Origin of the sequence: Mycobacterium sp. (assembly GCF_035633495.1) — a bacterium.
Lineage (GTDB): Bacteria > Actinomycetota > Actinomycetes > Mycobacteriales > Mycobacteriaceae > Mycobacterium.
In genome coordinates this window covers 1-19,251 of sequence record NZ_DASQEU010000079.1, presented here as the reverse complement: position 1 = coordinate 19,251, position 19,251 = coordinate 1, and the positions used below count along the sequence as shown (strand labels likewise).

The following is a 19,251-nucleotide window of genomic DNA, read 5'->3' as shown; positions in this document are numbered from 1 at the left end:
GCAATACGTGCAGGTCACAAGTGTCGGACATGCAGGCTTCCGGATCGACACCACCGCCGGGAGCATCCTCTGCGATCCGTGGGTCAACCCCGCCTACTTCGCGTCGTGGTTTCCCTTCCCGGACAACAGTCAGTTGGACTGGGACGGCTTGGGCGACTGCGACTACCTCTACGTCAGCCATCTGCACAAGGACCACTTCGATCCGGCGCTTCTGTCGGCCCACGTCAACAAGGACGCCGTCGTCCTGCTGCCGGACTACCCGGTGCCCGACCTGCGCCGCGCGCTGGAGGCACTTGGCTTCCACCGGTTCTTCGAGACCACCAACTCGGTGAAGCACCGCGTCACCGGGCCGAAGGGTGATCTCGACGTGATGATCATCGCGCTGCGCGCACCGGTCGACGGACCCATCGGTGATTCCGGACTGGTGGTCTCGGACGGAGAAACGGTCGCGTTCAACATGAACGATTCGCGCCCCGTTGATCTTGAAGTGCTGGAGTCGGCTTTCGGGCACGTCGATGTGCACATGCTGCAGTACTCCGGTGCGATCTGGTACCCGATGGTCTACGACATGCCCGACCGGGCCAAGGAGGCGTTCGGCATCCAGAAGCGCCAGCGTCAGATGGACCGCTGCCGGCAGTACATCGCGCAGGTCGACGCCACCTGGGTGGTCCCGTCGGCCGGCCCGCCGTGCTTTCTCGATCCTGCGCTCCGCGACCTCAACGACGACCACGGCGACCGGGCCAACATCTTTCCCGACCAGGTCGTCTTCCTCGACCAGATGCGCACCCACGGACGCGACGGCGGCCTGTTGATGATCCCCGGCTCCGCAGCGGATCTCACCGGCTCGCAGCTGAATTCGCGCACCCACCCGCTCGCCGACCCGGAGACGATCTTCACGACCGGCAAGGCCGCCTACATCGAGGAGTACGCGCAGCGGATGGCTCCGATGCTGGCCGCCGAAAAGGCCACCTGGGCCCCCGCCGCAGGCGAATCACTGCTGGAACCGCTACGAGCCAAGTTCGAGCCGATCATGTCGCAGAGCGACCAGATCTGCGACGGCATCGGCTACCCCGTCGCACTCCGGATGGGCCCGGAAACGGTAGTGCTGGACTTCCCGAAACGGGTTGTGCGCGAGGCGATTTCGGACGAGAAGTTCCGCTACGGCTTCGAGATCGCCCCCGAGTTGGTTCGCACGGTGCTGCGCGATGACGAGCCGGATTGGGTCAACACGATCTTCCTCTCGACGCGCTTCAAGGCGTGGCGCGTGGGTGGCTACAACGAGTATCTGTACACGTTCTTCAAGTGCCTGACCGACGAGCGCATCGCTTATGCGGACGGTTGGTTCGCCGAAGCCCACGACGACTCTGCGTCGATCACGTTGGACGGCTGGGAGATCCAGCGCCGGTGCCCGCACCTCAAGGCCGACCTGTCGAAGTTCGGCGTCATCGACGGCACGACGTTGACGTGCAACCTGCACGGCTGGTCGTGGAATCTGACCAACGGCCGGTGCCTGACGTCCAAGGGGCACGAGCTCAGGAGCGCCAAGGCGTGAGCCAGCCCGAAGACGATCGCGAGTGAGGAACGAGCGAGGACCGGAGCTAGCGGGAGTCGGGCCATGAACACGCACCCGACGTACGACGACGGCCTGATTCAGCTGGACCGTCAGGCGATCACGTTGCGCCGCTACCACTTTCCGTCGGGTACCTCGAAGGTCATCCCGCTGCGGACGGTGCGCGGATACCGGGCGGAGTCGCTGGGCCTGGTGCTCAACCGCTTTCGGATCTGGGGCAGTTCGGATCTGCGCCGCTGGCTCCCGCTGGACATCTGGCGCCCGATCAAGTCGACGCTGGTGACCCTCGACGTCGCCGGCACCCGCCCCAGTCCTGCCTTCACGCCATTGCGGGCCAAGGAGTTCATCGCCGTCCTCGACGAGTTGCTGGGCGATTAGCCCCTCGCGCGCAGCACGGTTGCCTCGAGCAGTCGCTGCACCTGACGTGTCGCGGCCTTGCTCGCCGCCGTCAACACCCGCCGGCTGGAACTCGGTGGCGCAGCGGTCTCGATCGACACCGTGTCGCCGACACGTAGCAGACCGGGTCGCGCCACGTCGGCGTACACCCCGAGGAAGCGATCGGTGCGGACGACCAGCCGGCGCGTGAGTCCACGGTCTAGGTCGATGCCGGGCTGCGGCCTGGTGGGCACGACGCAGCGGATCGTCGGGATCGTGACGCGCAGTGTGGCCGAGCCGATCTCGACGTCGCCGCCCACCCACGCCGACTCGGGAAACTCTCCGTCGGGTTGATCGACGTCGACGAGGACGTTGGGCCGGAACCGTCGCACGTCATACGGTTCGTCGCTCGCCGACAGAGACGTCAGACTCGTCGAGCTCATCAGGTGAAGGGGCCCAAGATCGACGAAAGTGCCTGGCGGCGTGGAGAACCGCGCCAGTGTCAGGATCTGCTTGGCCGTGAACATCGTGGTATCGGGCAGGGCCTCGGACTCAGACAGACCGAAGTCGCGGCGCACCTCCGCCGCCGAGAAGTTGGCCTTGGACTGCTGCAGCGACAGGCGGTGCCTGCTGGTGTCGTCCAGCGGTGGCAGCGCGGTCAACCGAACCTCGCGGCCAACGAACTCGGAGAGCAACCGGTGCACCGCGGGGTCCGAACTGGAGCACTCGACGCCGTCGGGGAAGGTGATCGTGACCTCGGGCACGTTGCCGGGGCCCGCGTCGGCCGCCGGCTCGGTGACGTAGGCGGCCGAACAGCCGAGCAGCTTGGGCAGGCGCCGCGCCGAAGCGGTGACGTCGTTCTCCACGTCGCGGACCGCCCACAGCCGGTCGGCATGCACACCGCGTCGGTCGACGCGCGCCGCATCGACCCGGTGTCCACCCATCGACTTAACCGGGAACCGCCACAGTTGGGATACCGCAACGCCAGCCATCGGACCTCCTAGCGGGACGAAACCACTTGGCGCAGTTCGGAGAAAGCGTCGGACGCGGTGTCGTACACGCGCACGATCGCCTCGTCACCGGGCAGCAGAAAGGTCGATTCACCGAGTTCGGTGTAGCGCGTCGCGCCGATGCCGATCAACACGTTGGACGGATGCCCGGCCGCGACCATCAGCGCCCCGACGTCCTCGAGTGGGGTCTCGGCCGAACCCTTCTGGTTGGCCAGACGCTCGGTGATCCAGTCAAGCAGGACTTCGCCGTAGTAGGAGTATCCGAGCAGCGGACTGTCCACGCCGTAGTCACGTTCCTCGCCGTCGGCGGTGCGCAGGTGGCACACCAGCCGCAACGTCGACGTGGGCCCGTCGGGCGTCAGATCGCCGATGTCGAAGAACTGCGCCGCCACGCCCTTGGACGCCGCGCCCCAGTTCTTCTTGTGGCTGATCTTCGGGGCGTTGGGACGTCGGATCGAGCAGTCGTTGAACGCACCGAGCGCGAACGGTTGCAGCGACACCACGGTGTCCCCCTGCCAGGTCACGTGACAGGCCAGTCCGACCTCCGGCTCGATCTGCAGATTGAGCGGGGTGTCGCTGTCGGGGAGCAGGATCGAGTCGTGCGACAGCGGGAACTCGCCGAGGAACGTATCCGAACCCGGTGCGTACCAGGGGAAGATGCCCTTCGGTGCTGTTCCCTCGCTGGTCACGTTGACGAAATCGGCGGCCTCGCCGGCCTGCTCGAGGTGGCCGGCGAAGTTGCCTGCCACGCCGAAGCCGAACCACGTCCGCAGCGCGTCGTCGTCGAGTTCGATCATCGTGGGTTCCGTCACGGTTCGAGCACCGACCTTCCGACGTAGGGCACTAGTGCCTCCGGGACCCGGACGCTGCCGTCCGGTTGCTGGTGATTCTCCAGGATGGCGACCAGCCAACGCGTCGTGGCCAACGTGCCGTTGAGCGTCGCCGCGATCTGCGGCTTGCCGTTGTCGTCGCGGTAGCGGGTGGACAGGCGTCGCGCCTGAAACGTGGTGCAGTTCGACGTCGACGTCAACTCCCGGTATGTCCCCTGCGTGGGGACCCAGGCCTCGCAGTCGAACTTGCGGGCCGCCGACGAGCCCAAGTCGCCTGCCGCCGTGTCGATCACCCGATAGGGCACCTCGATCTGCGCGAGCATCTGACGCTCGAGGCCCAGCAGTCGCTGGTGCTCGGCCTCGGCGTCCTCCGGCTTGCAGTAGACGAAGGCCTCGATCTTGTCGAACTGGTGCACGCGGATGATGCCGCGGGTGTCCTTCCCGTAGCTGCCCGCCTCGCGCCGGAAGCACGACGACCACCCTGCATAGAATCGCGGCCCGTCGGACAGGTCGATGATCTCGTCGGCGTGGTAACCGGCCAGCGGCACCTCCGACGTGCCGACCAGGTACATGTCGTCGGCCTCGAGTTTGTAGACCTCGTCGGCGTGCGCACCGAGGAACCCGGTGCCGGACATCACCTCGGGACGCACCAGCACGGGCGGGATGAGGAGGGTGGCGCCGTTCTCGGTCGCGAGCTTGACGGCGAGTTGCATCAGGCCCAGTTGCAGCAGCGCGCCGAAACCGGTGAGGAAGTAGAAGCGTGAGCCGGACACCTTGGCGCCGCGCTGCATGTCGATCAGCCCGAGCGACTCGCCGATCTCGAGATGGTCCTTGGGGTCGTCGATCGCGGGCGGCTCGCCCACGACGTCGAGCACCACGAAGTCGTCCTCTCCTCCTGCCGGGACACCCTCGATGACGACGTTCGAGATCGCCATGTGCGCCGCCGTGAACGTAGACTCGGCCGCGGCCTGCTCCGTTTCGGCGGCCTTGACGCCCTCTGCGAGTTCCTTGGCACGAGCCAGCAGGGCGGGCCGTTCGTCGGCGGACGCCGCGGCGACGCTCCTGCTCGCCGCCTTCTGCTCGGCCCGCAGACCGTCGGCCGTGGAGATCGCGGAACGCCTCGTCGCATCGGCATCCAGCAGCACGTCGACGAGGGCGGGGTCCTCGCCCCGCGCCCGTTGCGACGCACGGACCCGGGCGGGATCGTCACGCAGCAGCTTGAGGTCGATCACGAGGAAAACCCTACGTTCGGCCCGTCGGTCGCGGGGCACCCGGGCTTGGGAATGACGACGGATTCACCGGCAAACACGGGCGCCGGGGCACAACCACATAACGTTACAACTGCATCTCTTGTCACGAGGCTTGGCGCGCCTGTCACAATGGACCCGATGTTGGATGCACCCACCACCTCTGAACTGGGTACGACCCAGGCGGCAGGCGACGCTGAGAAGCCGCCGGGCCGCCCGGTGTGGTGGCACAGTCTGCAGGCCGCCCCGACCCGCCGCGCACTGCTGCTGACGGCGCTCGGTGGTCTTCTCATCGCCGGTGTCATCACCGCGCTCCCCGGTGGCGGACACCCCGGGCTTCCGATCGGACTCAACGCCGGCTCGACGGCTCTGGGCGGCGGCCCGCGCGGCAACGACACCTTCGACCAAGCCGTCAGCGGTACCTGCCTGAACTGGCCCGAGCAGGTGCCCGACGCCGCGCAGATCGTCGACTGCAAGGACGAGCACCGCTTCGAGGTCGCCGAGACCATCGACATGAGGACGTTCCCCGGTACCGAGTACGGCCCCGACGCCGCGCCGCCATCCGAGGCCCGCATCAAGCAGATCAGCCAGGAACAGTGCCAGGCCGCGGCACGTCAGTACCTCGGCGCGAAGTACGACCCCAACGGCCGTTTCAGCGTCAGCCTGGTCTGGTCTGGTGACAAGGCGTGGCGCCAGGCAGACGAGCGGCGCATGCTGTGCGGCCTTCAACTGGCCGGCCCGGACAATCACCAACTGGCGTTCGCAGGCAAGGTCGCCGACATCGACCAGTCGAAGATCTGGCCCGCCGGAACGTGTCTCGGCATCGACCCGGCCGCCAACCAGCCGACGGACATTCCCGTGGACTGTGCGAAGCCGCACGCCATGGAGGTCACCGGGTCGGTCAACCTGGCCGGGAAGTTCCCCGGTCCGGTACCACCCGACGGCGACCAGGACCAGTTCGTCAAGGATTCGTGCACGCAGATGACCGACGCCTACCTGGCACCGATCGCACTGCGGAAGACCACCCTGACGCTGATCTACAGCACGATCTCGCTGCCAAGTTGGACCGCGGGGAGCAAGCAGGTGTCCTGCAGCATCGGCGCGACGCTGGGCAACGGCGGGTGGTCGACCCTCCTCAACAGCGCCAAGGGGCCGCTGCTGATCAACGGTCAGCCGCCCGTCGCCGTGCCGGACATCCCGGAGGAACGGCTGGACATGCCGCCGATCCCGCTGCCGCCGGTCGACACGTCGTCCCAGGTGTCGTCGCAGATTGACCTCAGCGATCAAAGTGACCAGAGCAGTCAGGGAACCAACCACCTGCCGGGCCAGCAGCAGGTCGGGCCGACGCAGACCCAGAGCACGTCGGCACCCACCTCCTCCGGGGCGACGCCACCGCCGCAGGGCAACACGTTCCTGAACGGCCCTCCGCCGCCACCGGGGCCGCCGGCAGACGGTCAGGGGCCGCCGCAGGACGGCGCAGCACCGCCGCCGCCAGCAGGCGATCCGGCCGCCGTGCCGCCCCCGCCCGCACCGGTGCTGCCCGGCCCGCCTTAGTAGCCGCCGATGGCCGTTCGGATGAGCCCGCAACGGTTCGACGAGTTGGTGTCCGACGCCCTGGACCAGATCCCGCCCGAGCTTGCCAAGGCGATCGACAACGTCGTCGTTCTCGTCGAAGACCGCCACCCCGACGAACCAGACCTCCTGGGGCTGTACGAGGGCATCGCCCTGACCGAGCGCGACTCGACGTACTTCGGTTCGCTGCCGGACACCATCACCATCTACCGCCACGCGCTGCTCGACATCTGCGAGACCGACCGTGACGTGGTCGACGAGGTCACCGTGACCGTGATCCACGAGATCGCCCACCACTTCGGGATCGACGACGAGCGGCTCCACGAACTCGGCTGGGCGTGACCCGGGCACCAAAACCCCGCGCGGCAACTGTGATTCGTCGGTGGGCGGTGCTAGAAACGGATTCATGACCGGTGTGTGTCGCGAGTGCCGTGAGGGCCTCGAACACTGTCATGGCACCGTCGTCCACCACGCCTCGTCCGCCATCGAGTGCACCGATGACTGCGCCACCCCCGACGGTTTGCACGCGTTCAGCATCGATTGCGACGCCGTCGGGTGCGCGTGTGCGGAGACCATCGCCGCCTGGGCAGCGTCTTGAGCTGACTCAGCCCATCGGGTCGACGGGATGCAAAGCTTCCTCGTCGGGGTGCTCGACCGGTTCGAACGGAGGCGTCAGCGCCGCCCACTGAACACAGCTCCACCGGCCGTCGGTGATCGGGCTCAGCACCACGCACTCCGTGTTGGCGAGATGGTGCTCGAGTGCGAAGCCGGGGTCGACCCCCGCCAGCACAGACCCCACCAATCGGATCGCGGCGCCGTGGCTGACCACCACCACGTCGCCCGTCCACGCATGGTCGTCGAGGTACCGCAGCCGCAGTTGCGTCACCACCGGCAGGTATCGTTCGAGCACCTGCTGGCCGCTCTCACCGCCGGGGAGTGGGATCTCCAGCTCCCTTGCCTGCCAGAGGCGGTAGGTGGAGTTGAACTCGTCGTGAGCCTGGTCGTCGTTCCGGTTCTCCAGATCGCCGACCTGAACCTCGTGGATGCCGTCCAACTCCACGGTGCTCAACCGGAGGTGCTCGCCGATCTTCGCCGCCGTCTCGGCCGCACGCAACGCCGTGGAATGCGCGACCAGCCCTACGGGGTGCTCCCAGTCGCGGCCGAACGTCCGCGCCTGCTCGTGGCCCAACTCCGTGAGCGCCGCACCGGGCGGCCGGGTGTCCAGCCGACGGGCGACGTTGCCGTGCGACTGTCCGTGGCGGACGAGTACCAGTCGACCGGTCATCGGGCGCGCCCCTCTCGCAGTCCGGCCAGCCATTCGGCGGCCTCGTCTGTCACCGGCGGCCTTGCCCCGATGGGACCACCGTCCGCCGCGCCGATCGACCAGGAACCCAGATACCGCACATCGGCACAACGTCGATGCAACGCCCGAAGTGCCTCGGCGACCGGATCGTCATCGATGTGCCCGACGCAGTCGAGGAAGAAGACGTAGGTACCCAATTCGATTCGAGTGGGCCGGGATTCGATCCGGGTGAGGTCGATGTCACGGATCGCGAACTCGGTCATCGCCGAGACCAGCGCGCCCGGAACGTTGTCGAGCCGCAGGACGACCGACGTGCGGTCGGTCCCGGTGCGGGCCGGAGGCGGTGCTGGCCGGCCGACGAGGACGAATCTGGTTCTGGCGTTGGCCTCGTCGACGACGCCGTCGGCCAGTGTGACCAGGCCCAGGCGCTGCGCGGCGAGCGCCGTGCTGACGCCCGCATCGGCCCGCCCCTCCGCGACGTCATGAGCGGCGGCGGCGTTTGACGTGGTGGGCACCGTGTGTGCGTCGGGGAGGTGTTCGGCCAGCCACCGCTTCACCTGTGCCGCGGCGACGGGGAAGGCCGCGATCGTCTCGACGCTCGTCGCCTGGGTGCCGGCGCGGACGGCGATGCTGAAGGCGACGTCGAGGGTGAGCTCGGCGAAGATCTGCAACGGTGCGCCCACCGCGAGGCTGTCCATCGTCGGGACGACGGAGCCATCGATCGAGTTCTCGATCGGCGCGCAGGCGTAGTCGGCGGCGCCAGCGCGGACGGCGGCGAGCGCACCCTCGGCGCTGTCGCACGGCAGTGGGGTGAGCTCGGAGTCCCCTGCCGACGCGCCGGGTATCACGCCACCGGCCGCCATCTGCAACAACGCCGCTTCGGTGAAGGTCCCTTCCGGACCTAGGTAGGCGACGCGTGACACGGCTCAACACTATCGGCTCGGCCAGGGTCGCCCTCGGAGGCATTTGCCTCAGCCTTGCGGGATTCAGTGAGGCTAGCCTAAATTAGGGTTACCTCACTCGACGAAGGGCGGACGCGATGATCGACGCGACGGCAGGAACGTCCCTAGCGGTCCCCACGACTGCCGAGCGGATCCGTGGCGCCCTGCGCGCGTGGCAGGGGCGCCATGCTGGCCATGGAGGGCCTGGAGCCCGCCCCGACGCCGTTGCATCACCTGCTCGACGACGGATCGTTCGCCATCACGGTGCCCGCGGACGGATTGGTGGCCGCCATGGTCCTGACCGCGGGCGCGGCCGGCGTCCACGCGGTGCTGGAGATGACCGACGACGCGCCGCTGCCGCTGCGCGAACCGGTGCGCTCCCTGGTGTGGATCAGTGGCGGGCCTACTCGACCTGATCGCCGCAAAGAGCCCGAACTGCCGCTCTGCTGCGGGTGAATACCGGCACCGAGCAGGCGGCCGGCGGCGACACCCCGTATGCCCTGGTTCGCCTCGAGATCGACTCCGTCGTGGTCGCCGACTCCACCGGCGCGGAGTCCGTCGGCGTCGGCACCCTGCTCGACGCCCAGCCGGACCCCTTCTGCGCCCTGGAGTCCGGCTGGCTGCAGCATCTCGAGTCGTCGCACCGCGACGTGGTCGACCGCCTGGCCAACCGACTCCCGTCGCCACTGCGGCGCGGCCGGGTGCGCCCGCTCGGGCTCGACCGCTATGGCGTCCAGCTCCGCGTCCAGTCGGAGGATGGCGACCACGACGTGCGGCTGCCGTTCACCAAGCCCGTCGACGACGTCACGGGACTCAGCCAGGCCATCCGCATGCTGATGGGGTGCCCCTTCCTCAACGGGGTGCGCGCCCGTCGCATCTAGCCATCCTCGGCAGGCGGCTACCGTAGCTCCGTGACTGGGCCGACCGACGAGCTAATGCCCGATCCACGCAAACGGGCCATCCGGCTCGAAGTCGCGGTCGTCCTCGCCGTGACCTTCGGGCTCTCCGCGTACACGGCCCTCGTCAGCCTGACCGAAGCGGTCATCCTCGGCCTCTCCGGCCAGAAGGTGGCACTCAACCGCAAGCTCTCCCCCATCGACCTGATCAATCTGGCACTCAATCTGGCGTCGGTGGTCCAGCTCGTCGCCTGGGGACTGCTAGGCGTATACCTGTTGTGGCGCAGCGGTTTCGGCCCCAGTCGCATCGGACTCGGACGGTTCCGCTGGCGTTCGGATCTGCTCGGTGGCCTGGGCCTCGCGGCTCTCATCGGCATACCCGGCCTCGGCCTCTACGTCGCGGGTCGGGCCCTGGGCATCGGGGTGGCCGTCGTGCCGTCCGAGCTCGGCGACACGTGGTGGCGCATCCCCCTGCTGCTGGCGGTGGCCTTCGCGAACGGCTGGGCCGAGGAGGTCATCGTCGTCGCGTTCCTCATGACGCGGCTGCGACAACTCGGCATGTCCCCCGTCGTCGTGCTGGTGGCCTCCAGCCTGCTGCGGGGCGCCTACCACCTGTATCAGGGGTTCGGTGCGGGCGTCGGCAACGTGGTGATGGGCCTCGTCTTCGGCTACGCGTGGCAACGCACGGGACGCCTGTGGCCGCTGATCGTGGCACACGGCCTCATCGACGCCGTCGCCTACGTGGGCTACGCGCTGCTCGCCGGGCACCTCGGCTGGCTTGATTGATCGCGGCCGATCGAGCCCCTTCCTGCACGTACATTCATCCTGTGACCGAGTACCGGCCGCCCTTCCCAGGGCCCGACCCGCGGCGCCCCCGGCCGCCTCAGGAACCGTCACAGGTCATCCGGCGCGACCCCAACCACCGGCCCCCGCCCCCGGTGCGGCCGCCGGATGCCACCCAGCCGATCGCTCCGCAGCGGGTACCGGCACGACCGCCGCCACCGCCGCCACCGAGGTACCGACCACCACCCCCACCCGCGAACCGCCCTCCACCTCCGCGTAGTCCGCCACCCCAGGCCCGCGCCCCGAAACCCAAGCGGAAGCGGCGCTGGGGACGCATCCTGGTCGCCCTTCTGCTCGTCGTCGTGTTGGCGATCGTCGGCACCGGGTTGTGGATCGACACCTCGCTGCACCGCATCCCGGCGCTCACCGCTCTTCCCGACCGGCCGCCTGCCGGCAGCGGGACCACTTGGCTGCTGGTGGGGTCGGACAGCCGTCAGGACCTGACTGAAGAGCAGCAGGCCGAACTCGCCACCGGAGGCGACGTCGGCAACGGTCGTACCGACACGATTCTGCTGGTCCACGTCCCCGGCCTCGGGTCGGACGTCCCGACCACGATGGTCTCCATCCCACGCGATTCCTACCTCCCGATACCCGGGCACGGCGAGGACAAGGTCAACGCTGCATTCGCACTGGATGGTGCGCCCCTGCTGGCGCAGACGGTCGAACAGGCGACGGGCCTAAGACTCGACCACTACGCCGAGATCGGCTTCGACGGGTTCGCCGTCATGGTCGACGCGGTGGGAGGCGTCACGATGTGCCCACCGGAGCCGATCAGCGACCCGCTGGCGGGCATCGATCTCCCCGCCGGATGTCAGAAGCTGGACGGTCGCAGCGCGCTGGGCTACGTCCGGACGCGGGCGACGCCCCGCGCCGATCTCGATCGGATGACCAACCAGCGGCAGTTCATGGCGACTCTGATGCGCCGCGCCGCCAGCCCTGCAGTCTTCCTGAACCCGCTGCGCTGGTATCCGATGACCCACGCGGCATCGGGCGCCGTGACCGTCGACGAGGGCGCCCACGTCTGGGATCTGGCCCGACTGGCGTGGGCGCTCCATGGAACCGTGGTCACCACCACGGTCCCGATCGGCGAGTTCAACAGCGGTGACTCGGGTTCCGTCGTCTTGTGGAACACCGATGCGGCCACTCGCCTCTTCCATGCGCTGGCGACCGATACCGCGGTGCCGCAGGACGTGCTCGACGCCAGCGGCACCTAGGGCGAACCCCTAGCCGTCCGGCTGGTCGAGCCCCGCCTCCGTCAGCCCGTGCTGCAGCCAGTCCTTGGTGCGGCCCGGATGGTTCGTGGCCACCCATGCCACGCCGACGTCGCGGCAGTAACGGACGTCTTCGTAGTGGTCCACCGTCCAGCAGTACAGGGCCCTGCCGTGGGCGGCCGCCCGGTCGACGAGTTCGGGGTGCTCGCGCAGCGTGGCGATCGACGGTCCCACTGCGGTGGCGCCGACGGTCGTCGCAGCGCTGCCGCCCAGATACCGGGACGTGTCACCGAGCAGCACCGTGGGCAACATGGGCGCCGCGCGGCGGATCCGCCACACCGCAGCCGCCGAGAAGGAGATCACGACCGCACGGGCCAGGTCCGCCGACGCCGGTGAGGCGATGCCGTACCTGTGCAGCAGGGCGAGCACCTTGCTCTCCACCAACGCGCCGTAGCGCACGGGATGCTTGGTCTCAATGAAGATCTTGACCGGCCGATGCCAATCGAGGACCAGCGAGATGAGGTCATCGAGGGTGAGCAGACCGGTGTCACCGTGACTGCCGTCTGCCCGCCAGCTCGAATGCCAAGTGCCGTAGTCCAATTCACGCAACTCGGCAAGTGTCATCTCGCTGACCAGGCCGGTGCCGTTCGACGTACGGTCGATGCGCCGATCGTGGACGCACACCAAGTGGCCGTCGCGTGTCAGGCGCACGTCGCACTCGACGCCGTCGGCACCCTCGCGCAGCGCGAGATCGTAGGCGGCGATCGTGTGCTCGGGGCGCTTTGCCGACGCCCCGCGGTGCGCCACCACGAACGGGTGGCCGCCGAGTGCTCCGTCGGCCGAAGTCATGAACCTATGCTGCCGGTTCTTCCCGGTCGGACTCAACTCGAGGCGACGATTCCGGCTCGGCGTCGCGTGGCTCGGGGTCCCGTGGTTCGGCGTCCTGCGGTGCCGTCCCATGGCTCCGCGGTTCCTCGGTGACGATGACCCACCGCTTGACCGGCCGATCGACGGCTTGATGCTCGAAGGCGCGGTACATCTTCGCGGCCAACAACAGCGCGGCAAGCGCCGTCAGGTAGGCGATGATGACGGCGACCGTGTTGTTGGCGATGTCCTGCGCGTCACGCGTGAAACTGGTGACGAAGGCGAACACCGACACGAGGAAGCTCATCCACCATGCGCACCACCACACGACGATGGGGGTGCGCAGCCACGTCACGCGACCTTCGACCCTGGCCAGTTCAATCACGAACACCGGCGCCCAGAAGAGATTGACCAACGGCAGCAGGCAGCCCAACCACAGCTGCCATGCCGGGCGCGGATCCGGCATCTCGTGACGCGCGAAGGCGACCGCCCGCCGGGCGATCAGCCAGTTGGTCAGCACCACCGTGGTGGCGATCAACGCAAAGAAGGCCAACACGCTGGCTGCGACACCCGCCCACGTCGCCACCCCCGCGACGATCGGGTTGAGCAGAGTCGAGCGGTTGTAGAGCAACAGCGCGTAGTTGGCGAGGTGAACCACCACGGCGAACGCGAGCGCGATCATCGTGATCAGCACCGTGGCCTGCACCATCCGCGTCGACACCCTCGGCGGTTCGACCTCCTGTGTCGGCGCGGCCGCGTCGAAATGGTCCTGAAGACCCCATCTCGGGATGACCGAGTATCGGGGCGTCGGCCCCAGTGGGCGACGCACACGGCGGGGCGGCGGCGCTGCTCCTGGCCGCACCGCGATCCAGTAGTAACCGGTCGGGAGGCGTGGCGGGGCACCACCGGCCCCCGGCTGAGAGACGTTGGAGGGCCGGGCCGACCACTGGGGTTCGGGCTCCGCCGACGGAGCGAGCAGCGAGCCCTGGCAGCGCGGGCACCAGACACGCTGACGGTCGCGCACGTTCCATCGCGTGGCGCACCGTGAACAGACCTGGATCACGCAATCAGCCTACGGTCCGTCAGACCGTGCCCGCAGCGCCGTCGTCGGTGACGACCGTCCGTCCGGCCTCCGTCCAGGCCAGCATGCCCCCTGCCACGTTGATCGGTTCGTATCCGTTGCGGGCGAGATACTGCGCCACCCGTTGCGATCGACCGCCTGCGTGACACACCACGTACAGCGTGGCATCCATGTCGATCTCTCCGATGCGGGCGGGAACGTCGCCCATCGGGATGTGCTGCGCGCCCTCGGCGTGGCCGCGCTGCCACTCGTCGTCCTCGCGGACGTCGAGCAACACCACTGATTGATCGAACGTCGCGGGGATGTCGGTGATCTGAGCTTCCCCGACTTCGCCGTCACTCACTGCCTAGCCACCTCGTCGTCATTGCTTGCCATCGGCCTTCCGTCGACGTCCCGCTCACGGGACCCGCACTCCATGCTGGCACGGCGGCTCCAGCAATCGACCACCTATCCACAGTTTCCATGAGTTCATCCACAGGCACGAAACTGCGAAAAAGCCTCTGAACCGGTGAATGTGTCGTTTACCTGGAACCGACTGGGGATAACGCTGTGGTCGCATCGCCAAGTGATCAACAGGTTTCCCGGCGGCGAGCGAAAAGCGTCGTCGGGCCTAACCATTCAAGACCCGCCGGGTCCGACACCGACGCCGCCTCGACTCGCGCCGTGACCCCGTTTTTCGCAGATCCAGAAAGGGACTATGATCGCGATCACCACGATTGGTTGTGACACATCTCACGGTGGACAAGGTTTGATCGCGCAGGTCAGGAGCTGTTGATGGCATCGCATCCGCTGGGGCCCGGGGCCGTACCGCCTTCCGAATGGAACACCTCCTCCTACGTCTATACGCACAGCCAACTGATGGCTTGCCTGCGAGCAGGGTTGATCGCGCTGGTCCTGCTCGGTGTCCTCGCCCTCATCATTCTGACCTGAACCCCTAGTTCCGTTCGCTTCGACGACGAAGGCCGGTTCCGCGCAAGTGCGGAACCGGCCTTCGTCGTGAGCGGCGTGAATCAGGCGGGCGGGTAGACCCCCATGCCCTTGGCCTTCTCGGTCTGCCAGAAGATGTCGGAGATCTCGTCGATGGTCGCGAGCAGCTTCTCGGCGACGGCGACGTCAGTCGACTTCTTGACGTCGCCGGCACCGTGAACGCCATCCCAGAACAGCTGGTGCAGGTTCGGGAACTGCTCGAAGTGTTCCTTGGTGAAGAAGTCCGCCCACAACACCATCAGGTGATGCTTGACCTCTTCGGCACGCTGCTCCTTGATGAGGATGGCACGGGTGCGGAAATGATCGTCGTCCGAGTCGTGGAACTTCTGAAGCGTCTTCAGGCACGAGAGCGCCTCGATCTTGGCCTGGGCTGGGTCGTAGACACCGCAGTACAGGTCGCAGTGGGCGTGGGCGGGGGTTGCGTTGGTGAAGAGTCGAAGAAGCATGGGCCTAACTTACCCTCATGCCATGGCAGGCAACCATCCTTCGCGACGCTCGCCATTGCGCCGATTCGCGGTCGTGGAGGATTCGATGCGCCCCACGCTTCGGCCCGGCGACGGGCTACTCGCGCTGCGCTTCGGCCGTGCTCGACGTGGCCAGGTACGGGTGTTCGCAGACCCGACACTGCCCTCGCGATGGCTCGTAAAGCGCGTCGGCGACGTGCGGGGCGCCGGTCGCGATGCGACGTTCGAAGCCCGTTCCGACAATCTCCACGCCCCCGGCGTCGTTGACTCTCGACGGTTCGGCTGGGTACCCGTCGCGAGCTCCTACCGCGTGGTGTGGACGGTCTCCGCACGGCGCGACGGCCGCGGCGGCCTGCTCAGCCGTGTATCCATTGTATTACTGGCAGTCGTGTCCTCTTGCGTGCTAACCCGTGCCTACCGCATCCTGTCGGAATCGACCCACAGCCGTGTCGGGCGGCACCAATGCGCACCGATCGGAGGCGAGGATGGACACCGGATCCCATGGAGCCGTCGAAGTCGCACCCTTCCACTCAGGTGGATCACTCAAGGGTTTCGTCGTCTCGGGCCGGTGGCCCGACTCGACGAAGGAATGGGCACAGCTGCTGATGGTCGCCGTCCGGGTGGCCTCACTTCCCGGGTTGCTCTCGACGTCGACGATCTTCGGAGTCCGTGAGGAACTCCCCGACGAGCCCGCGCCGGGCACGGTCGGCCTCGTCATGGCCGAGGGCACCGTGGTCGGCGAGTCGGCCATTCCGCCGGGCTACTTCGCACGACGGCAACCGCCCGCCTTGTTGATGCTGCACCCGCCGTCGGAGACGATGCCGTCACTGCCGGAATGCGTGGGTGCGGCGTCGGGGTGCGTGCTACTCCCCGGCCTGCCGCACCTCGGTCTCGACCATCGCGCCGCCTGGGTGGAAGCAGAGTCCGACGGCACGATCACCTCGATGGTCAGCCGGGTGGGCGTCGACCCGATCACTCATCCCGATACCGCCGTCCTCGCCATGCTGCTGGCGGCGTGAGAGTCGTCTCCACCGCCGAGCGCCGCTGAGGATCGGGCCGCCCCGGGTCGCGGGGTCGTGACACGCCCACGGCGCAGCCCCGAATGCCCCGCTCGTGCTCGATTCGTCGTCGACATCCGGCGACCTACCCATTGGCTACTGTCACCCGCACGAAGGACACCGCCAAGTCCGCTCGCTCCGCTCGCTCATTGACGTGCGCGAAAGGAGCCTCGACAGCTACCGGTCGCCGAGACATCTCACTTCTTGAGCAAATTGCCGATGTCGTCGTGCCCGGACCGTTGGCAGATTGCCGGGCGGCACGAAGGGAGCCGTTGGAGTGGATGCGCGAGCCCCAGAAGAACCGGGCAAAACAACTCGAGCGTTATTATTAGCTTAGCGGTGCTGCACTCCGGCGACGTCCACGCTGACGATAATCGCTGCTAGACGACACAGCGATGGGCAGTGACGTGGGGTATGACGGACTTTTCGGCGGTTTGCACTTGGCTGTCAGCAGAACTCTCGCTACGATGATCAGCAAATACGACGCCAAGGATGACCGCTCGTAACGCTAAGTGGAGGACAGACCGATGAGCATGACTTTTTCCGCCAGGCTGAACCGCCTGTTCGACACCGTTTACCCGCCGGGACGCGGCCCGCACACCTCGGCCGAGGTCATTGCCGCGCTCAAGTCCGAGGGCATCACGATGTCGGCGCCGTACCTGTCGCAACTGCGTTCAGGCAACCGCACCAACCCATCGTTGGCCACCATGGCCGCGCTTGCCAACTTCTTCCGCATCAAGCCGGCGTACTTCACCGACGACGAGTACTACGAGAAGCTCGACAAGGAGCTGACCTGGCTGGCCAGCATGCGCGACGAGGGCATCCGCCGTATTGCGGCGCGCACCGTCGGGCTGTCCCCGGAGGCCCAGCAGGACCTCGTGCAGAAGGTCGACGAGCTTCGTCGTCAAGAGCACCTCGACGTTTAGCCCAGTCGGGCACAGAGCCGACTGCGTTGCGGCGTCCCGCGAATAGACGAAGCGACTCAGTCAGGACGCCGCAACGCTGGCTTTGTTCTCGAGTGTCCGATACTGATTGGCGATGGCGAGGATCCACTCGCGATCTGAATACGACGGCGGTTGGCCTAGCCAATGTGGACCCGGGAACTTGGCATCTGCCGAGTCCCGGTCGGTGCCGCGGCCGGCGTGAATCCACTTAGCGATGCGAAGCGACTGTTCCTCTGGCGGCACGGTTGGCGACTCGTCGTAGTCCATTTCCGTCGACCCCACGGCCTCACCGCCCCCGAGCGCGCGAGTGGCCTCCAGGTACAACGCATCCGAGATCAGCGACATCTGCTCGGCCACGCGGAACAGCAGCGGTCCGCGCGGGCGGACTCCGATTCCGACGTTGGGATGCCTGCGACTCAACTCCTCCAGCAGCGGCTGGATGACCCGCAGTTCGCGCCTCGCGCCGAACCAGTCCTCGACGCTGGGCAACAATGATCCGCTGGCCACGACGAGCATGGCGCATCCCAGCAGCGTCGCCGCGGCGCCGACGCCGATGAAGCTCGTGGTGCCGACGGCTCTCAACAGGAAGAACGCGGTGGCCAGCACGATCAGCACGACGCCGGTCGTGAACACGAACAGGGCGCGGCCGCGGCGCGTGCGGTTGGAGTGGCGCACACCCGCCCACGCCACGAGTGTCAGCGCGAGCATGACGTAGAGCAGCGGCAGGAGCCACGACAGCGTCATCGCACCCGACCCGAGATTGCGCCGCAGGTACTCCTGGGGCGCCATCTCCGGCTGCTGGGGTGAGGTGAAGAACGCGGCCAGTGTCAGCAGCGCGATGAGGGCCGCCACCCCGTACTGGATCATGGCGATGCGCCGGATCGTCGTCGGCTTGCGTTCGGAGGCCGCCGACGTGATCATCACGCAACTGCCGGCGGCACAGGAGATCAAGGCCACCTGGCTCAACACCGTGGAGACGTTCGGCCACCGGACCAACGTGTCGATCAACAGCGTCAGGGGCTGCCAGTTGAGCGCGGCCACCATTCCGAGGCTGCCCAGCGCCAAGATCATCGCCGCGCTGACGAGCGACTGCTTGTTGACGAGTGCCCAGCCGATGCGCAGGCCAGTTGCCAATCCGAGGAGACCGGCGATCACCCAAATGATCAACCAAACGCCTCTCCGAGGCGCACCTGCACGATGGACGCGCGATCGGACGGCAAGCGTCCCAGCCGATAGATGAGCAGGGCGGCGAAGTCCTCGGCCTCCTGCTCGAGGTCCTCACCGCTGGGGCCCATGCAGCCGGTCCGCTGGTTGAGCATGTACCCGATGAGGTCGGAGCTGGCGAAATCGGTCAGGTCTCTCGCGGCCTCGACCACGGAGATGCCCTCGTGGCCGAGCACCAGGTGGCCGAGTTCGTGGGCCAGGGTCCGGTCCCCAGCGGGCAGTCCCTGCTGGATGAGGAAGACGTCGCGGTCGGCGTGCTGCCGCCACTGACCGCACACCCCCGGCGGGAGCTCGGCCATCTTGAGCTCGATCGGTCTACCGCGGTCCTCCGCGACGGATTGCACGAGACGTGCGAGCGATACCTCACCGCGTCGCGGTGCGAGATCGAGGACCTCACTGACGGCGCGTGTGACACGACGGGCTGGCATACAAAACCCCCTCTCGATGAGTCCACTATCCCCGTCCTTCCACGCTGAAGCCGACTATTCCGATCAACCCATGAAGCGCGCCGCGCCGTTGACCCGAACGGCGTGCCCCGCGCGGGCCTGCCGGTACCCCACTAAGCCACCGGCACCGGTGAGCACGAGGATGCCCATGACGCCCGGTAACGCCACCGCGGCCATCTGCCCAACACCGGCGGTGCGCAGGTAGTCGCCGTACCCGGCACGGTACGACGCAGGCACCGAGCCGTTGCTCGCCCCGTACGCGGGCGGGTTCTGCGCTCCGGCCTTGGGCGGCTGGCTCTTGTTCTGCGGGCTGCCCGACGTCCGCGGTGCCGAGGGCGGCCCCGGCCTTGAGGCGATGCCCGGACCACCCGCGCCGCCTGCGCCG

General features: G+C 67.6%; 21 protein-coding genes and 3 pseudogenes. 12 read left to right on the top strand and 12 right to left on the bottom strand.

Going from position 1 to position 19,251, the window contains the following annotated elements; translation table 11 throughout:
* Nucleotides 1-7: 7 nt before the first annotated feature.
* Entirely contained in the window at nt 8-1,552 is a 1,545-nt protein-coding gene (locus tag VET27_RS12630) for a Rieske 2Fe-2S domain-containing protein (protein WP_526518534.1), read from the top strand.
* A gap of 63 nt (nt 1,553-1,615) precedes the next feature.
* A complete protein-coding gene (locus tag VET27_RS12625) occupies nt 1,616-1,948 on the top strand; it encodes a hypothetical protein (RefSeq protein ID WP_526518532.1) in 333 nt (110 codons plus the stop codon).
* Here VET27_RS12625 and VET27_RS12620 read toward each other — a convergent pair.
* From VET27_RS12620 to serS, 3 genes are read right to left on the bottom strand one after another with little or no spacing between them, the layout of a single operon-like run.
* Complete coding sequence (locus VET27_RS12620) at nt 1,945-2,937, bottom strand: MOSC domain-containing protein (RefSeq protein WP_526518530.1); 993 nt, start codon at nt 2,935-2,937, stop codon at nt 1,945-1,947. The genes VET27_RS12625 and VET27_RS12620 overlap by 4 nt on opposite strands.
* Nucleotides 2,938-2,945: 8 nt before the next feature.
* On the bottom strand, nt 2,946-3,752 hold the full coding sequence (locus tag VET27_RS12615; protein ID WP_526518628.1) for a DUF5718 family protein: 807 nt from the start codon (nt 3,750-3,752) through the stop codon (nt 2,946-2,948).
* An 11-nt stretch (nt 3,753-3,763) separates the two neighbouring features.
* Nucleotides 3,764-5,017, bottom strand: coding sequence for a serine--tRNA ligase (serS, locus tag VET27_RS12610; protein WP_526518528.1), 1,254 nt, complete (start codon nt 5,015-5,017; stop codon nt 3,764-3,766).
* Nucleotides 5,018-5,164: 147 nt separating this feature from the next.
* Here serS and VET27_RS12605 point away from each other — a divergent pair, with 147 nt between their 5' ends.
* From VET27_RS12605 to VET27_RS12595, 3 genes are all read left to right on the top strand, one after another.
* A complete protein-coding gene (locus VET27_RS12605; protein WP_526518526.1) occupies nt 5,165-6,586 on the top strand; it encodes a septum formation family protein in 1,422 nt (473 codons plus the stop codon).
* A 9-nt stretch (nt 6,587-6,595) separates the two neighbouring features.
* The gene (locus VET27_RS12600) at nt 6,596-6,946 is read left to right on the top strand and encodes a metallopeptidase family protein (RefSeq protein ID WP_526518524.1); all 351 of its coding nucleotides are present in this window, start codon (nt 6,596-6,598) and stop codon (nt 6,944-6,946) included.
* 64 nt (nt 6,947-7,010) lie between these two features.
* A complete protein-coding gene (locus VET27_RS12595) occupies nt 7,011-7,202 on the top strand; it encodes a hypothetical protein (RefSeq protein WP_526518522.1) in 192 nt (63 codons plus the stop codon).
* Between the two features lie 6 nt (nt 7,203-7,208).
* Here VET27_RS12595 and VET27_RS12590 read toward each other — a convergent pair whose 3' ends face one another.
* Nucleotides 7,209-7,889, bottom strand: a complete 681-nt coding sequence (locus VET27_RS12590; RefSeq protein ID WP_526518520.1) for a histidine phosphatase family protein — start codon at nt 7,887-7,889, stop codon at nt 7,209-7,211.
* A complete protein-coding gene (gene pheA / locus VET27_RS12585; protein ID WP_526518518.1) occupies nt 7,886-8,830 on the bottom strand; it encodes a prephenate dehydratase in 945 nt (314 codons plus the stop codon). The genes VET27_RS12590 and pheA overlap by 4 nt, the downstream gene beginning before the upstream one ends.
* Nucleotides 8,831-8,946: 116 nt before the next feature.
* Here pheA and VET27_RS12580 point away from each other — a divergent pair.
* From VET27_RS12580 to VET27_RS12570, 3 genes and pseudogenes are all read left to right on the top strand, one after another.
* Nucleotides 8,947-9,729 (top strand): annotated as a pseudogene (locus tag VET27_RS12580) (DUF2470 domain-containing protein).
* Between the two features lie 30 nt (nt 9,730-9,759).
* The gene (locus VET27_RS12575; protein WP_526518516.1) at nt 9,760-10,530 is read left to right on the top strand and encodes a CPBP family intramembrane glutamic endopeptidase; all 771 of its coding nucleotides are present in this window, start codon (nt 9,760-9,762) and stop codon (nt 10,528-10,530) included.
* 41 nt (nt 10,531-10,571) lie between these two features.
* Entirely contained in the window at nt 10,572-11,801 is a 1,230-nt protein-coding gene (locus VET27_RS12570; RefSeq protein WP_526518514.1) for an LCP family protein, read from the top strand.
* A gap of 9 nt (nt 11,802-11,810) precedes the next feature.
* On the opposite strand, the gene VET27_RS12565 is transcribed toward VET27_RS12570, so the two are convergent.
* The 3 genes from VET27_RS12565 to VET27_RS12555 are packed head-to-tail and all read right to left on the bottom strand — an operon-like array spanning nt 11,811 to nt 14,086.
* Nucleotides 11,811-12,647 (bottom strand): glycerophosphodiester phosphodiesterase, encoded by an 837-nt coding sequence (locus VET27_RS12565; protein WP_526518512.1) that lies wholly within the window; start codon nt 12,645-12,647, stop codon nt 11,811-11,813.
* Nucleotides 12,648-12,651: 4 nt separating this feature from the next.
* Nucleotides 12,652-13,725: a DUF4328 domain-containing protein gene (locus tag VET27_RS12560; RefSeq protein WP_526518510.1), complete on the bottom strand. Its 1,074-nt coding sequence runs from the start codon at nt 13,723-13,725 to the stop codon at nt 12,652-12,654.
* A 19-nt stretch (nt 13,726-13,744) separates the two neighbouring features.
* Nucleotides 13,745-14,086 carry a rhodanese-like domain-containing protein gene (locus VET27_RS12555; RefSeq protein WP_526518508.1) on the bottom strand — a complete coding sequence of 114 codons (342 nt, stop codon included), beginning with the start codon at nt 14,084-14,086 and terminating at the stop codon, nt 13,745-13,747.
* A gap of 431 nt (nt 14,087-14,517) precedes the next feature.
* On the opposite strand from VET27_RS12555, the gene VET27_RS12550 reads away from it, so the two are divergent.
* A complete protein-coding gene (locus tag VET27_RS12550; protein WP_526518506.1) occupies nt 14,518-14,673 on the top strand; it encodes a hypothetical protein in 156 nt (51 codons plus the stop codon).
* A gap of 80 nt (nt 14,674-14,753) precedes the next feature.
* Here VET27_RS12550 and sodN read toward each other — a convergent pair whose 3' ends face one another.
* A complete protein-coding gene (gene sodN, locus VET27_RS12545; protein ID WP_526518504.1) occupies nt 14,754-15,176 on the bottom strand; it encodes a superoxide dismutase, Ni in 423 nt (140 codons plus the stop codon).
* A gap of 85 nt (nt 15,177-15,261) precedes the next feature.
* Here sodN and VET27_RS12540 point away from each other — a divergent pair.
* The 3 genes and pseudogenes from VET27_RS12540 to VET27_RS12530 all read left to right on the top strand — a co-directional run.
* Nucleotides 15,262-15,528 (top strand): annotated as a pseudogene (locus VET27_RS12540) (S26 family signal peptidase); the annotation flags it as partial.
* A gap of 151 nt (nt 15,529-15,679) precedes the next feature.
* Nucleotides 15,680-16,213 carry a peptidase gene (locus VET27_RS12535; protein ID WP_526518502.1) on the top strand — a complete coding sequence of 178 codons (534 nt, stop codon included), beginning with the start codon at nt 15,680-15,682 and terminating at the stop codon, nt 16,211-16,213.
* 566 nt (nt 16,214-16,779) lie between these two features.
* Nucleotides 16,780-17,178: a transcriptional regulator gene (locus VET27_RS12530; RefSeq protein WP_526518500.1), complete on the top strand. Its 399-nt coding sequence runs from the start codon at nt 16,780-16,782 to the stop codon at nt 17,176-17,178.
* 60 nt (nt 17,179-17,238) lie between these two features.
* Here VET27_RS12530 and VET27_RS12525 read toward each other — a convergent pair whose 3' ends face one another.
* From VET27_RS12525 to VET27_RS12515, 3 genes and pseudogenes are all read right to left on the bottom strand, one after another.
* Nucleotides 17,239-18,363, bottom strand: a complete 1,125-nt coding sequence (locus VET27_RS12525; protein ID WP_526518498.1) for a hypothetical protein — start codon at nt 18,361-18,363, stop codon at nt 17,239-17,241.
* Complete coding sequence (locus tag VET27_RS12520) at nt 18,360-18,848, bottom strand: ImmA/IrrE family metallo-endopeptidase (protein WP_526518496.1); 489 nt, start codon at nt 18,846-18,848, stop codon at nt 18,360-18,362. The genes VET27_RS12525 and VET27_RS12520 overlap by 4 nt, the downstream gene beginning before the upstream one ends.
* Before the next feature lie 63 nt (nt 18,849-18,911).
* Nucleotides 18,912-19,251: pseudogene (locus tag VET27_RS12515) on the bottom strand (hypothetical protein); the annotation flags it as partial.

What these genes read in the sequence shown, in the direction of transcription:
- VET27_RS12625 (WP_526518532.1), top strand. Translation starts at nt 1,616, where the DNA reads ATGAACACGCACCCGACGTACGACGACGGCCTGATTCAGCTGGACCGT.
- VET27_RS12620 (WP_526518530.1), bottom strand. Translation starts at nt 2,937, where the DNA reads ATGGCTGGCGTTGCGGTATCCCAACTGTGGCGGTTCCCGGTTAAGTCG.
- VET27_RS12615 (WP_526518628.1), bottom strand. Translation starts at nt 3,752, where the DNA reads ATGATCGAACTCGACGACGACGCGCTGCGGACGTGGTTCGGCTTCGGC.
- VET27_RS12605 (WP_526518526.1), top strand. Translation starts at nt 5,165, where the DNA reads ATGGACCCGATGTTGGATGCACCCACCACCTCTGAACTGGGTACGACC.
- VET27_RS12600 (WP_526518524.1), top strand. Translation starts at nt 6,596, where the DNA reads ATGGCCGTTCGGATGAGCCCGCAACGGTTCGACGAGTTGGTGTCCGAC.
- VET27_RS12595 (WP_526518522.1), top strand. Translation starts at nt 7,011, where the DNA reads ATGACCGGTGTGTGTCGCGAGTGCCGTGAGGGCCTCGAACACTGTCAT.
- VET27_RS12590 (WP_526518520.1), bottom strand. Translation starts at nt 7,889, where the DNA reads ATGACCGGTCGACTGGTACTCGTCCGCCACGGACAGTCGCACGGCAAC.
- VET27_RS12565 (WP_526518512.1), bottom strand. Translation starts at nt 12,647, where the DNA reads ATGACTTCGGCCGACGGAGCACTCGGCGGCCACCCGTTCGTGGTGGCG.
- VET27_RS12550 (WP_526518506.1), top strand. Translation starts at nt 14,518, where the DNA reads ATGGCATCGCATCCGCTGGGGCCCGGGGCCGTACCGCCTTCCGAATGG.
- sodN (WP_526518504.1), bottom strand. Translation starts at nt 15,176, where the DNA reads ATGCTTCTTCGACTCTTCACCAACGCAACCCCCGCCCACGCCCACTGC.
- VET27_RS12535 (WP_526518502.1), top strand. Translation starts at nt 15,680, where the DNA reads ATGGACACCGGATCCCATGGAGCCGTCGAAGTCGCACCCTTCCACTCA.
- VET27_RS12530 (WP_526518500.1), top strand. Translation starts at nt 16,780, where the DNA reads ATGAGCATGACTTTTTCCGCCAGGCTGAACCGCCTGTTCGACACCGTT.
- VET27_RS12520 (WP_526518496.1), bottom strand. Translation starts at nt 18,848, where the DNA reads ATGCCAGCCCGTCGTGTCACACGCGCCGTCAGTGAGGTCCTCGATCTC.